The sequence below is a fragment of the Mesorhizobium sp. M0174 genome, assembly GCF_040322275.1.
GTDB lineage: Bacteria > Pseudomonadota > Alphaproteobacteria > Rhizobiales > Rhizobiaceae > Mesorhizobium.
This window is the reverse complement of sequence record NZ_JAMYTB010000029.1, coordinates 1-13377: the sequence shown is the minus strand read 5'-3', so window position 1 is coordinate 13377 and position 13377 is coordinate 1. Positions and strand designations below refer to the sequence as shown.

Annotated in this window: 12 protein-coding genes and 2 pseudogenes; 8 read left to right on the top strand and 6 right to left on the bottom strand. The window is 59.9% G+C overall.

Going from position 1 to position 13377, the window contains the following annotated elements; translation table 11 throughout:
* Positions 1-436 precede the first annotated feature (436 nt).
* Positions 437-1801: a hemolysin family protein gene (locus NKJ13_RS28815; protein WP_352779106.1), complete on the bottom strand. Its 1365-nt coding sequence runs from the start codon at positions 1799-1801 to the stop codon at positions 437-439.
* Between the two features lie 315 nt (positions 1802-2116).
* On the opposite strand from NKJ13_RS28815, the gene NKJ13_RS28810 reads away from it, so the two are divergent.
* From NKJ13_RS28810 to NKJ13_RS28790, 5 genes and pseudogenes are all read left to right on the top strand, one after another.
* Positions 2117-2545 (top strand): ABC transporter ATP-binding protein, encoded by a 429-nt coding sequence (locus tag NKJ13_RS28810; protein WP_502901954.1) that lies wholly within the window; start codon positions 2117-2119, stop codon positions 2543-2545.
* 364 nt (positions 2546-2909) lie between these two features.
* Positions 2910-3016: pseudogene (locus NKJ13_RS28805) on the top strand (transposase); the annotation flags it as partial.
* A gap of 100 nt (positions 3017-3116) precedes the next feature.
* Positions 3117-4124 carry an AI-2E family transporter gene (locus tag NKJ13_RS28800; RefSeq protein ID WP_352779104.1) on the top strand — a complete coding sequence of 336 codons (1008 nt, stop codon included), beginning with the start codon at positions 3117-3119 and terminating at the stop codon, positions 4122-4124.
* A 1172-nt stretch (positions 4125-5296) separates the two neighbouring features.
* Positions 5297-5941: a DUF1007 family protein gene (locus NKJ13_RS28795; RefSeq protein WP_502901952.1), complete on the top strand. Its 645-nt coding sequence runs from the start codon at positions 5297-5299 to the stop codon at positions 5939-5941.
* 21 nt (positions 5942-5962) lie between these two features.
* A complete protein-coding gene (locus tag NKJ13_RS28790) occupies positions 5963-6676 on the top strand; it encodes a HoxN/HupN/NixA family nickel/cobalt transporter (protein WP_352466347.1) in 714 nt (237 codons plus the stop codon).
* Between the two features lie 164 nt (positions 6677-6840).
* On the opposite strand, the gene NKJ13_RS28785 is transcribed toward NKJ13_RS28790, so the two are convergent.
* The 3 genes and pseudogenes from NKJ13_RS28785 to NKJ13_RS28775 form a co-directional block, all read right to left on the bottom strand.
* Positions 6841-7629, bottom strand: a complete 789-nt coding sequence (locus NKJ13_RS28785) for a TolB-like translocation protein (protein ID WP_352779102.1) — start codon at positions 7627-7629, stop codon at positions 6841-6843.
* 11 nt (positions 7630-7640) lie between these two features.
* A pseudogene (locus NKJ13_RS28780) lies at positions 7641-8376 on the bottom strand (HupE/UreJ family protein).
* A gap of 282 nt (positions 8377-8658) precedes the next feature.
* Entirely contained in the window at positions 8659-8808 is a 150-nt protein-coding gene (locus NKJ13_RS28775) for a hypothetical protein (RefSeq protein WP_352779100.1), read from the bottom strand.
* Positions 8809-8912: 104 nt separating this feature from the next.
* Here NKJ13_RS28775 and NKJ13_RS28770 point away from each other — a divergent pair, with 104 nt between their 5' ends.
* From NKJ13_RS28770 to NKJ13_RS28760, 3 genes are read left to right on the top strand one after another with little or no spacing between them, the layout of a single operon-like run.
* Positions 8913-9194 carry a metal-sensing transcriptional repressor gene (locus NKJ13_RS28770; protein WP_352779097.1) on the top strand — a complete coding sequence of 94 codons (282 nt, stop codon included), beginning with the start codon at positions 8913-8915 and terminating at the stop codon, positions 9192-9194.
* Between the two features lie 8 nt (positions 9195-9202).
* Positions 9203-10540, top strand: a complete 1338-nt coding sequence (locus tag NKJ13_RS28765) for a cation diffusion facilitator family transporter (protein WP_352779094.1) — start codon at positions 9203-9205, stop codon at positions 10538-10540.
* A 24-nt stretch (positions 10541-10564) separates the two neighbouring features.
* The gene (locus tag NKJ13_RS28760; protein WP_352779091.1) at positions 10565-10999 is read left to right on the top strand and encodes a YqaA family protein; all 435 of its coding nucleotides are present in this window, start codon (positions 10565-10567) and stop codon (positions 10997-10999) included.
* A gap of 213 nt (positions 11000-11212) precedes the next feature.
* Here NKJ13_RS28760 and NKJ13_RS28755 read toward each other — a convergent pair whose 3' ends face one another.
* Positions 11213-11986, bottom strand: coding sequence for a sulfite exporter TauE/SafE family protein (locus tag NKJ13_RS28755; RefSeq protein ID WP_352779162.1), 774 nt, complete (start codon positions 11984-11986; stop codon positions 11213-11215).
* A 265-nt stretch (positions 11987-12251) separates the two neighbouring features.
* Positions 12252-13067 (bottom strand): hypothetical protein, encoded by an 816-nt coding sequence (locus NKJ13_RS28750; RefSeq protein WP_352779088.1) that lies wholly within the window; start codon positions 13065-13067, stop codon positions 12252-12254.
* Positions 13068-13377: the final 310 nt, after the last annotated feature.

The window sequence follows — 13377 nt, the reverse complement described above, 5'->3', positions numbered from 1 at the left end:
CCGATGTATTCGATGAGCTGCAAGCTCGCGTTAGTAGCTGGCTGCCCCTGCGACCTGCCCGGTTGCGAAGAGCGCGGATCCGTAGGTGTCGCGTCGCCCGCCGGCTCCCGATTGTTCAAGGAGAGAGGGGGCCAATGAGACGTGTAATTGGAATGGACATCCCACCGCACCTTTGCGGAGTGGTTTTCTGGGAAGATGGCCGGCTGCGCCATCACGGACGGGTCGACATGACCCGCTCCGGACTGGAGGGATTTGGCCGCAGCTTGAACAGGACGGACGAGGTCGTTGTCGAGACGACCGGCAACGCCATGGCGGTGGTGCGGGTGCTTTCGCCTTTTGTCGACCGGATGATTGTGCATCACTGTCAGTCACGTTGGATACAGTTGGTTCGCGGGCACTGGCGACCTCGACGAGCCATGGTGGCCTATTCATTGGCCTATGTTCTGAGCCCATCTACCTCCGATGTTTCTTGCCGTCCCGTGGGAGAGTTCCTTCGTGCGAGCAGTTTGTCGATCCGCCGGCCATCCATGTCCACGATCTTGAAGTGCCAGCCGCCATACTCAAAATGTTCCCCAACCTCAGGCAGATGCCCTAGTCGAAACAGGGCAAATCCTGCGATCGTATGGAAATCGCCTTCAGTTGGCCGTGCTCGAAAACCAAGGCGATCGAACGCGTCCTGGGCCGACATCATACCATCCACGAGAAGGGAGCCGTCTTCACGCTCGACGACATCCGGCTCTTCGCCTTCGATGTTGGGCAGGTCGCCGGCGATGGCTTCGAGCAAATCGGTCTGGGTAACAATTCCTTCCAGACTTCCGTACTCGTCGAGGACCATTGCTATGCGGACGGGCGCCTTCCTGAACTGCTCCAGCACTTTGAAAATCGGCGTTGACTCATGAACGACGAGCGGCTCACGGATGATCGCCATCGGATCGAGAACCTGCCCGTCAAGAACCTGGTCGAGCATGTCCTTCTTCAGAACCATGCCGAGCAGTTCATCGATACCGCCCTTGCCAACAAGGAGCTGCTCATGGCGGCAATCGCGGACCGTACGAAGAATCTCGGTTCGGTTATCATTCACGTCGATCCAGTCGATATCCGGCCGAGGCGTCATGATGTCACTGATGCGGCGCTCGCCGATATTGAAGACCCGCTCGACCATCTCCCGCTGCGCCTGCTGCAACAGCCCGCCTTCCTGACTGGCCGAGATCAGAAGCTTCAGCTCGTCTGGCGAGTGCAATGAATCCTCACCGGTTCCCGGGCGCAGGCCGCAGAGTCGCAGAACGAGGTTGCCGAGACCATTCAGCATTAGAATCGCCGGCCTGAGCAGAAAGAGGAACAGACCGAGCGGACGCACGACCCAGAGCGCAGTGTCTTCGCTGCGCTGGAGCGCCAGACTCTTTGGTGCGAGCTCGCCAAGCACGATGTGAAGCGCGGTGATCATGATGAAAGCGATCGCGACGGCGACAGTGTGTGAGCCCGCACTCGCCAACGACCCGAGCAGCCCGATCAAGAGAGGCTCGACGAGATGCGCGAGAGCAGGTTCGCCGATCCAGCCGAGTGCTAGCGATGAAATGGTGATGCCGAGCTGGGTCGCCGCCAGATTGGCATCGAGATTGTCGACGGCCCGCTGGAGCGCTGCCGCGTTCAGCCGCCCAGCCGCAGCGAGTTCGGCAACTCGGCTTCGGCGCACGGCGACCAGGGAAAACTCGGCGGCGACAAAGAAGCCGTTTGCGGCCACGAGTAGGAGAACCAACAAGATTCCAAGAATGTCGCTCAAACTGCCATCGCCTGTCGGCATGATATCCTCTTAATGACGCAATTGGATACTTCTCTGAAACGCAAATGATGGCATTGCGCAATCACTATCAGCATCACGATCGCCAGAAGCATAATCCCCTGATGGCGATGGTAGTGCATCTACTACTAGCGACTGATCACGGTGCGGTCGAATACGTTGAATGCGGCAAAGTGAGCTTGCAGCGCGGGTCATGTACCGACGCGCCCCATTCTTGGCGTGGATGCGCAGATCACATGAAGGCAGACGCCATCACGCAGCCCGTCGATAAAGCTCAAATGATTGGGCTTGAACTGCTGACGGTAACAGGGCTGAAGCCTGGGCGAACGCTATCCGCAGCTCTCCGGCGGACAGCAGCAGCGCGTGGCGCTGGCCCGCGCGCTGGTCTATGAGCCGAACGTGATTCTGCTCGATGAGCCGCTGTCAAATCTGGACGCCAAGTTACGCGAAGAAGCGCGGATCTGGCTGCGCCGCCTCATCACCAATCTCGGGCTATCGGCGCTGTGCGTCACCCATGATCAGGTGGAAGCGATGGCGCTCGCCGACCGCATCCTGCTGCTCAACGGCGGCCAGATCGAACAGGACGGAACACCCAAGCAAATCTACAACAAGCCGAAGAGCCTGTTTGCAGCAGAGTTCATCGGTGCCAGCAATCGCCTTGACGGCGTGGTACCGCCATCAACGGCAACCGTGCGGAAATTGTCGCCAACGGCATCCATCTTGTGGGCAGCGCCCAGCAGGAGCTGACCGTCGGCCCCAAAGTCACCGCACTCGTCCGGCTTGAGCGGGTGACGTGGTCCGGGGAGGACGGCCCTGGACGTATCGCCACGACCTGCGTCGAGAGCCTTTTCCTTGGCGATCGGCATGAAGTCATTTTCGAAACAATGACCTGACCATCCGGAGCTATTCCCGGGACGCCCTTCCGTCCGGCCAATACCATGTCGAGTTCCGGTTCGAGGATCTGATGGTCTTCGCGGCGGAATGAACTTCGGCGTTCACCACCAAGAGGATCATTCTTGCCAACCGGCATGAACATTCTCGAGCGGCTGACCTGCCACGGGCAATTTCCTCCACCTGAGATTAGAGTCCGGCTCGATTGAAGGGCGGACTGATGAAAAGAAAGCGGTTTACGGAAGAGCTGATCATCGCGGTCCTGCGTGAGCATGAGGCGGGGCAAAAGCGGGCGACCTGGCGCGCAAGCATCGGACCTCCGAGGCGGTTAGCCTTACACACGTGTTGAACGCGTGTTCGCTTGCGCATCACCGGGTATCAAAGCAAATATACCCGGAGAGGACTTGGCTGCTTCTGCAGGTGAAAAGTGCTGACTTTCTCAGGGTTCTATCTCGCGTCGTGTCTGCTCGCGCTCATTGCGCTCGTCGCCGTTCTCGAACTCGGGCTGCTTCCGGCACTGCTTTCGGGCCTTCTCGTGTTCAATCTCGTTCATTTCGCCGCACCGATGCTCCATCGAATCGGCGTTTCCAGCAGCGTGACGAAAAGCCTTGCGCTGACCTTGGTGGCATTGATTTTCACGCTCCTGATAGCCGCCGCTATCTTTAGCGGCATGTCGCAATTGACTGGCGGTTCGGAGAACGTCGTGACGCTCCTCAAGAAGATGGCCGAGATCATCGATACCGCGCGCGTCCATCTCCCGACCTGGGCGATGGCCTATTTTCCATCAAACATCGAGGAACTGGAAGTCTTCGCGGCCCGGTGGCTCCGCGAACATGCCGGCCAGCTTCAACTCGTCGGGCGGGATGTCGGCGTCCTTGTGGTCCACATTATCGTCGGCATGGTGATCGGCGGCTTGATCGCGGTGAGCTCGGCGGCGCCATCGCGCGAGCCCGGCCCACTGGCGGTCGCGCTGGCAGATCGTGTCAACATTCTGAGCAAGGCCTTTCGCAACATCGTGTTCTCGCAAATCCGGATTTCGGCGTTGAATACGTTTCTGACGGCGGTCTATCTCGTCGCTGTTCTGCCGTCCTTCGGCATCGATCTGCCATTCATCAGGACAATGATAGCGCTGACTTTCGTCGCCGGCCTTCTGCCGGTCATCGGCAATCTGATCTCCAACACGGTGATCGTGGTTGTCAGCCTTAGCATCTCCTTCCTTGCAGCACTCGGCTCGCTTGCCTTTCTCATCGTCATTCACAAGCTCGAATACTTTGTAAACGCCAAGATCATCGGTTCGCGGATCAATGCGCGTGCCTGGGAGCTACTTCTGGCGATGCTTTTTATGGAAGCCTGGTTTGGTATGCCAGGTCTTGTCGCCGCGCCGATCTATTATGCCTATCTGAAGGCTGAACTGACGATGCGCGGGCTAATCTAGGGTTGGGCAGGTGGCGATTTGACGACGCAAGCAAGGTGGCCAGCACCAGCCGGCCAGCGTTCATCGCTCCTTTGATCCCCACCCTGGTGGAGAAGCCTCCCGAGGGCCGAGGGATGGACACACAAGTTCGACGGCTACCGCGGGTCTTCAATGCGGACCGCGTCGGAGAATAACTGGCGAATGATACTACGGGACGACGGCGCAGCCGCCGACAGTCGGATGGAGGTCGATCTCGTCGCAGCCGCTGGGCCCGCTAAATGGCACTCTTGACTAACGTGCCAGAGGGTCCATTTTTTGACCCTGCGGTGTGCTGATGTCGAAGCCCCTCTTTATCCCGGCGCTCGCTGCTATATGCCTGAGATCGCCGCTGGTGCGTGCCGATAATGTCGATCTGGCGTTGGAAGCTTTTCACGGTATTTGTCTTGCCCATGGACCTGACTTCGAACGAACCGTCCTGCGGCCAGGAGACGCGGATGGACTCCGTTGTCCGGCGACGCAGCACTTGCCCCCGTCGGTGACGTAGGCGCCTTCCAGGGCTGGGAGGCGACCGGTGACGACCTCCCGGCCAAAACCATGATCGCGGTGACAAAAGCCACTTGAATGGCAAGTCCGTGCAAACTTGCTCCATAAAGCTAATTCGATGTCGACCGCGCGGCATTCAAGGAGCGTTTCTTCGCCCGGACGGATGCCGAAACAATCGGCGAGGACAGAAACGGAATGCAAGCTTCCAAACTCTACATATTGACAGTCTGCAATCGCAAGCACTTGTCCATTTGACGTTCCCGAGGTCCGGATCACATCGAACACGGTCATTGCAAGCTCGATCGCCGACGACTAGGGCGGATCAGCTGGTGTTATCAGCACGGGACGCGGGGCTTTTTGCGTTTGCAAGGAACTCGCGATAGGAATGCTCTGAATCGATCAGGAGCAGGAAATTGAGCGATCGGCAAAAGATCATCTGGATGATAGTGCTGGCAATCCTTGCTGGTATCGCGGTGATCATGCTCAAACATTGGCTGAAGGGCGACCTTGGGTAGCTGCCTCCTTAGATGAAGCAACACAGCCCTGATCGATCAAGGTTGGTATGGGCTTTGGCCCGTCCCATTTCGGCCTGCTTGCAATGGCAGGTGTCCTGCCTGATGCGGAATCGACGAGCGAAATGTGAGCGAAGAATGCAACTGACAGGCATGGTATCCGGCGCGGCGCTGTTGCTCGCTTCCACCGCGGCAGCGAACGCCCATCCGCATGTCTTTGCCGAAGCGAAGCTGGACCTGACCGTCGATCCAGACAAGACGGTCAAGTCGCTTCGGCATCTCTGGCGTTTCGACGACCTCTTTTCCAGCACTGTGCTGATGGAATTCGACAAGAATTCCGACCTTGTCCTTGATGCGAAGGAACTCGATGAAGTCGCTCTCACCGTCCATGCGTCGTTGGCCGAGTACAACTACTTTCAGATGGTGACCTTGAACGGCAAGGACGTGACGATGGCGCCACCGCCGAAGTTCAGCGTCAGCTATGAAAACCATCAACTCGTCGTCCAGTTCGAAACGCAGCCGAAGGACCCGTTGGCCCTTGCTGGAAAAGTCAGTATCGGTGTCTACGATCCGACCTTCTACACGGCAATCGATTTTACCGACGACGAAAAGCTTGCGGTGGCCGGTCTGCCGCAAGGCTGCTCACGTTCCGTCGTCCGTCCAGATCCGGACACGGCCATCGCGCAGAACCAGAAGAGCCTGACAGACGCGTTCTTCAGTGACCCGACGGGGACCGATCTCGGCAAGATTTTCGCGACGCGCCTCGAATTGACGTGCGGCTGACCCGGAGCCGGTTCGATGGCCATGTTCCAGACGCTGGTCGAGTTCCAACGCACGATCTACCTGGCGTTGGCCGAGCAGATCAAACTGCTTGCGGCTGGCGGCGGTTGGCTGGCGTTCACGGCCTTTCTGCCCATGGGCATTCTGTTCGGTGCGGCGCATGCGCTGACGCCGGGCCATAGCAAGGCTGTCCTGGCCACCTATCTGGCAGGATCGGACGCCAGCGTCCGGCGTGGGCTTCTGGTGTCGCTGACACTCTCCTTCACGCATGTAACGATTGCCGTGCTGATCGCGGCGCTCTCGTTGCCGTTGGTATCGATTGCCCTGGGCAGTGTTGGCCGCGCCCCACTGCTGGAAGACGTCAGTCGGGGCCTGCTTGGCCTGATCGGCATTTGGATGCTCTGGCGCGCATTGAGCCACGGCCATCACCACAAGCATGAGGGCGAGGCCGTCGGCGTCATGGCCGGCCTGATCCCATGCCCGCTGACGCTTTTCGTGATGACCTTTGCGATATCCAGAGGCGTTCCGGTCGCCGGCATTCTTTTCGCAATCACAATGATGGCCGGCGTGGCGCTGACGCTGTCTTGCGTTGCGGTGCTGTCGATCCTGTTTCGTGAACGTCTGGTGCATTTTTTCGATAGCCGGCCACGCCTGTTCGATGCCATTTCCCGAGCCATTGAGGGCGCTGCCGGCTTGGCGCTTGCCGGCGTAGCCGTTTGGCAAATCTCGTCGGGCTGAAATGCCGTGAACCAGATCGAGCGATGGATCAAGACCCGTTTACCTGAAGGTCAGCCGTGTCTTCGTCGCGGCGCAAAGCTTCGACGCGCATCTGCGCTCGTCGGTGGAACAGACGGATAGGTGACGCCCGACGCTCGAAGTGGCGCCGGGCGACCCTGTATGCGCTAGATCATACGCTTGATGTCGATGTAGTCGCCTTCAGTCTGGATCGTCAGGGTCACGTCGCTGCCACCGCGGTTGCGCCAGAACCAACCATGATTTCCATCGAAGGCGGGTTCAATGGCACCTTCGTCAGCTGGAACGCTGCGACCCTTTTCATAGCTGACGGACTGACCGCCGCCATCGCCGTGCGTCTCGAAGTTCACCACGCCGCCGTCAGCTGTCCAGGAAAAGTTTGCCTTGGCGCCCTGCCGCATCACGAGCTTGACTTCGGCACCCTGGCCTGGCGCCAACGTGAAGGATAGCTCGTCTTGCCTTCCATCTGGCTGGATCGGGGCTTCCGAGGTTGCTTCGGCGGCAGGCGTTATAGCAATGGCCGGAGCCTCGGCAGGAGCGATCTCTCCAACTGTCACATTGTCTTGGGATACGGCCTCCCCAGTTGGCGACGGCTGCAAAGCAGGCCGTTCGGCGGTCAGGGCGACGAGGAGGTTTTCGATTCGGTCCATGCGCGCCATCAACTCGGCCGGAGGGACCATTTGCGTCATCCGCTCGGTTGGTGCCTTCGCGCTGGCCATTTCGTCGGCTGCCGCCTCGGCTGCCAGCTGTGTCTTGATTTCGCCCATTCTGGTGAGGCCGAGCAATCTGCCTGCTCCGGTCGGGTCGATCGCATACTCGGACGGCATGACGACCGTGATGACCAATGCGAAAGCCGTCAGCGCGGCAATGAAGGTGGAGCGCTTCAGCTGCGCTGACGTCGGCAAATCGGCGCGGCTGGGAAGGTCGGTGTTGTACATGATTCGGTTCCTTATGCGGCGACGAACAGGCCGGTGAGCTGATATCCGATCAGCAGGAAACCAGCCGTCATCATGATGACGTTTGCGGTATAGGCGTGGCGCCAGAAACTTCGTGTCCGGCGCCAGTAGCCCATCACGATCAGGATGGCGCCAAGCCAAGAGCTGCCCGATCTCGACGCCGACATTGAAGGCCAAAAGGTTGGCCACCAGGCCGTCCGGCGAGATGTTGTATTCGATGATCTTCGTCGACAGGCCGAAACCATGGAAGAAGCCGAAGACCAGCGTCGTGATCTTGGTGTTCGGCTGGAAGCCGAGCCATCTCTGGAAAGCGCCCATATTGTCGAGCGACTTGTAGACCACGGACAGCCCGATGATGGCGTCGATTATGTAGCTGTTGATGCCGACGTTGAAATAGACGCCAAGCAGCATGGTCGTGGAGTGGCCGAGCGCGAACAGGCTGACATAGATGCCGATATGCTTCATCCGGTAGAGGAAAAAGATTACCCCGAACAGGAACAGGATGTGGTCGTATCCGGTCACCATGTGCTTGGCACCGAGATAGATGAAGGGCAGCACGTTAATGCCCGAGATTTCCTGGATATAGCCCTTGTCGCCCTCGGCCACGGCGTGGGCGAAGGCAGCCCCGCCCAGGAGCGGCAGCGTTAGGAGAGCGATAAGCAGGGGCAGGGCGGGTCGCCGACGCGCGTGGCGCGCGCGTGGCCGGCCCCGGTCGAAGGGTCCTTGCATAGAATTTCCAATCTTCGTCGTTGAGGGTGGCCGCGCGAGCGGCCGCGATCATGCGGCGAGGAATGGTCTCGGCGGTCGCTCGAGCCGGAATGTCGTGTCCGGATCGACGAAAGTCAGCGGATAATTCAGCCAGCCCCGTTCGAGCTGCGGAACGGTCGGTGCGAAGTCGGAGGGCGTACTCGCCGTCTCGTGCGAGTGGTCTGCCGCATTGTGCCCGTGAAAATGTCCAAAGCTCTGCTCGTCCGAAAGGCCATCATCGTGTGCGTGGCCATGATCTTCGATCTATGCGGCGGCTCCGCCGTGACGTTCAACCGCGGTGGCAATCGCGATCGGATCGTGTGAGGTCGAATAGCCGAAAGGACGCAGCACGCCGAACATCATCGCTAAAGCGATGACCAGACAAAAAACCGTGCTGTGGATCCGATTCGGCATGAACGGTGATTATTCTCTAAAATCCTAACGAATGGTTTTTGCTACATCAGAATCGAGGCCTCTTTGAGACTTGCATATCCTTTCCAGGGGGATAGTATCAGGATATGAGGCACCAACCCCACACCCACGAAACCCACCCCGATATCGTCAAGCGCCTGAAAAGGGCCGATGGACATCTCAAGGGCGTCATCGAAATGATCGAAGCGGGCCGGCCCTGCCTCGACCTCGCCCAGCAGCTTCACGCTGTCGAGAAGGCCATCTCGCAGGCCAAGAAGACCCTGATCCAGGATCATCTCAACCATTGCCTTGAAGACGTTGTCGGGCCGTTGGCGCGCGAGCAGCGCCGCTCGATCGACGAGTTCAAGGACATCACCAAGTACCTGTGAGAAGCGCCATGATGGACAAAGTTCGCGATTGGTTTGGGTTTGGCCCGATGACGCATGGCATGGGGGGGCACGGACATGATCACGGTGATGGTGGCCATGGCCACACCCATGGCGTCATAGATCCGACGATCGCCACTACGACGCGCGGCATCTGGGCGATCAAATGGTCATTCGTCGTTCTGGCCATCACGGCAGCGCTTCAGCTCGTGGTCGTGTTCCTCTCCGGCAGCGTGGCGCTGCTGGCCGACACGATCCACAATGTCGGCGACGCGGCCACTGCCATTCCGCTGTGGATCGCGTTCGTACTGGCCCGCCGCAAACCGAGCAAGACGTTCACCTACGGCCTGGGCCGGGTCGAGGATCTGGCCGGGATCGTCATCGTTCTCATCATCCTCTTCAGTGCCATCGTCGCCGGCTACGAGGCGATCGACCGGCTGATCAATCCGCGTCCCATCACGTTTCTTGGCTGGGTCGCCATCGCCGGCCTCATAGGCTTCATCGGCAATGAAGCGGTCGCCGTATTTCGTATCCGCGTCGGGCGAGAGATCAACAGCGCTGCGCTGATCGCGGACGGCTACCATGCCCGCACCGACGGCTTTACCAGCCTGGCGGTTGTCCTGGGCGCTATCGGCGTCTGGCTGGGCTTTCCGCTTGCCGATCCGATCGTCGGGCTGCTGATCACCGTGGCGATCTTCGCCATCGTCTGGCAGTCGTCGAAAGCCGTGTTGACCCGCATGCTCGACGGAGTCGAGCCCGCCATCGTCGATGAAATCCATCATGCCGCCGAACACGTGTCGGGCATCGGGCGCGTTGAAAGCGTGCAGGCACGCTGGATCGGACATCGTCTGCATGCCGACGTGGCCATCAGTGTTCCGGAGATGGCGACGGCCAAGGACGTGCTGGGCGTAACCGAAGCCCTCAAGGAGGAGCTGTTCGCCCACTTGCCGGCGTTGGCGGAAGCCAATGTCCGCCTGGTGAGCCCAGCCGGGCTGGCCGTCACTGGCGCGGAAGCCTCTCATGCTCACCATCATGCGCCGGAGCCCTTCAAAGTCGCCTGCGATCTGGCTGCGGGGACGTTGGAAATCGTCGACACGGCGGCCGGCGAGCGGATGCGGCTGACCATAGAACGGCACACCGATGATTTGACAGCCACGGTGATCATCGACCGACCCAACGGGCCGGAGACGCTTCGCCTCGAACCCGTCGCCGACAACCATCATCGGCTTGAGAGCACCGTCGCCCCTGCCGAACCGCATGAGTTCCAGGCAAGTCTGGTGCTGACCGCGAAAGATCGCGAACAGGTGCTGCCGTTCAAGATGGTCGAACCCGAAGGTCACCATCATTAGATCGACTGGCGGATATCCGGTTCAATGACCGATCTCGCGGCCTATGCTGGTCTGTTCCTGGCGGCCTTGCTCGCCGCTACGATCCTGCCGATGCAATCGGAAGCAGTGCTGGCCGGGCTGCTGCTTGCGGATCACTCGCCCTGGCTGCTCATCGCCGTCGCGAGCGTCGGCAACGTGCTTGGATCGGTAATCAACTGGCTGCTCGGGCGAGGCATCGAGCGCTTTCGGGGCCAACGGTGGTTTCCGATGAACCAAGCGCAACTGGAGCGCGCGCAAGTGTGGTATCGCCGCTACGGAAAGTGGTCGCTCCTGCTGAGTTGGCTGCCGGTTGTCGGTGATCCGCTAACCGTCGTCGCGGGCGTCCTGCGCGAGCCTTTTCGGGTTTTCCTTTTGTTGGTCACTGCCGCCAAGGCCGGCCGTTATCTTGTTCTTGCGGCCGTGACACTGAGCGTCATCTGACGTCGCGAATCTCCAAGCTGAGCTGGTTAGGTCGACGGGTTCAAAGGAACCAGCCGAAGAGCCCCGTCTGATTTAATTTAGGCGGACGGGAAGCCCAGCTCTTTTTGACAGCGACCTTGTTGAGGGCCGCGCGCAGGCCTTTCGCCAGCTTCTGCGTATCGCGCGACCGGTCAACCAAGCTACGCCGCGGCGCTCTAGCCAACATCGACATTGTCAAGACATTCTTGTGGCCGCGCGCCAGGCCTGCACAACGAAGCTGTGCTGGTTCCATATCATCAGCGCTCCACTGACAGCCATGAGCGCGACCACAAGGCCGCGGAATTGTCGTCCACTCAGGCGTTCGAGCCAGCGCTTGGCCAGCAGATTGGCAAGCGCGGCGCCCAAACCCGCGGCTACGCCGTATACGGCCGCCTGACCACCGAGCGCGCCAAGTCCAGTGAATACCGCGATCTTGACGACATCGGTCACAAACGAGTTCACCGATTTCGTGGCGACCAACGTCTCCTTCTCCGAACCGTAGTTCAGATAGAGCGAATTCAGGACGGGTCCCACCGTGCCCATCAGCGCCGACAACAGCGCGACGATCAGGCCGGCCGGGAGGAACCACCAGCGCCGGGCTCGGTAGCTCCGCTCGCGCGCCCCGCCGCGAAATTCCCAGACTGCACCGATCAGATAGATTCCTATGAGTATCTGGAGCCATTCCGCCCGACTGTTGGCGAAGAGCCAGGAGCCCGCAGCGGCACCGGCGATGGCGCCCGGCAGGTACCAACGGACCAAGCTCCAATCTATGTCGTGCCAAAAGGCCAGGGCGCGGATGGGATTGCCGATGAGTTCGGTCAAGGTGATGACCGGCGCAACCGCGGCGCTGCCTGTGATGAAAGTCACGGCCGGGATCAGCAATAGACCTCCGCCTCCGGCCGATAGGGTGTTCAGTGTCCAGGTGAGGAACCCCGCCAATGCCAGGAGGCCTAGTCTAATCCAGTCCATCCGATCAGAACGAAGCGGGCCTTTGATCGTTCCGAACGCATCGATTCGCAAAAGCCAGGCTCGCCTCTTGAGTCTCGTGTGCGATGGAAATAATCACCCATTACCGGGCCAAACGCGGGCGCCCGGAAGACCGGACTCCGGCGCACCGTACCGCCGATAGCTTTGAAAACTGGTTGAAAGCGGACCGCTTAACCAGCCGGAGTTACGGTGAAGTCATCAAAATACACGTGACTGTCGGCCTTCGACCACAAGCCAACACGCCCGCTCACCGGCTCAGGCAGCTGTCCTGGAGGTAGAGCTTGCCGTCGACATAGCCTTCGACCTTGGTGCCGGCGATGCGCACCTTCAGGTCGTGCCATTCATGGGTTGGGGTCGGGGTGTTCTTGACCCAGGTCACCGACGAGCGTTTGCCTTTCTCGAACTTCCACAACACAAGGTTGTTCTCCAGAGGGTTGGCGCGAATCGTGAGATAGTCGCCATTGGGCTTAAGGTTGAACAATATCCCAGCACCCTGGTCGATGCGGCCGCTGATGCCCTCGAAACGGACGGCGATCTCTCCATCGCGGAAATCTGGCGTGCGTTCAAAGACTGCGTAGGGGAAGTATGCATAAGCCTGGAGGCGGTCGAGAAACTCGGCGTACCGCTCCCCATAGAGCGCCCGCGCCTTGTCTGCGAGACCAGCGGAAGTCTGTCCCTCCTTCCATTGGCGCCCATCGACGGCCAACACCTTGTTGTCGCCTTCCATTTCGATCCGCCAAATGCCTACCACGCCGGGCATCGCCTTCGAATCTGTGCCAATTTCCTCGTCCGAAAAATTGACGATGTCCGGCGAGCCCGCCGAAGCGGGCAGCAGCAAGGCCACCAAGCCGACACCTGCCGCGGCAATTGTCTTGAGGCTATGTAAGATGTTCACGGCTGATCTCCTTCTGGCTTGAAGTGTATTTGATGGCCGGTGCGCGGCGGCTCCGCCACCAAGCAACCAGACGAGCAGCGGCAGGCCGCCGAGGAACCAGGGAAGCGCGATCCACGGAGCCGCGACGAGCGGATAGCCGGGATAATCGCCGGCCCCGGTCGCCGGCACGGGCAGAGGTACATTTGCGAGCCCATAAAGGAGCGGCAGTACTCCTCGGTGCCGGTCGATCGACTGACGGCCGACCGGCCGCCATAGCTGTACTCGACTTCGCCATACGACTCATCGCTTGCGCTGCCGACAACACTCTGCTGGTCGCCTGCAAAACGGATGACAATCCGTGGAATGACCCGCTCGAGCTTCGATAGGACGCTTGTTTGCGTATTCCGACGAAGCCGGCCATCGATTCCGATTTGAAGCCGGCCGGTCATTCCGATTTCAATCCGGCCGGTGTTCCGATTTGAAGCCGGCCATTTTTCGG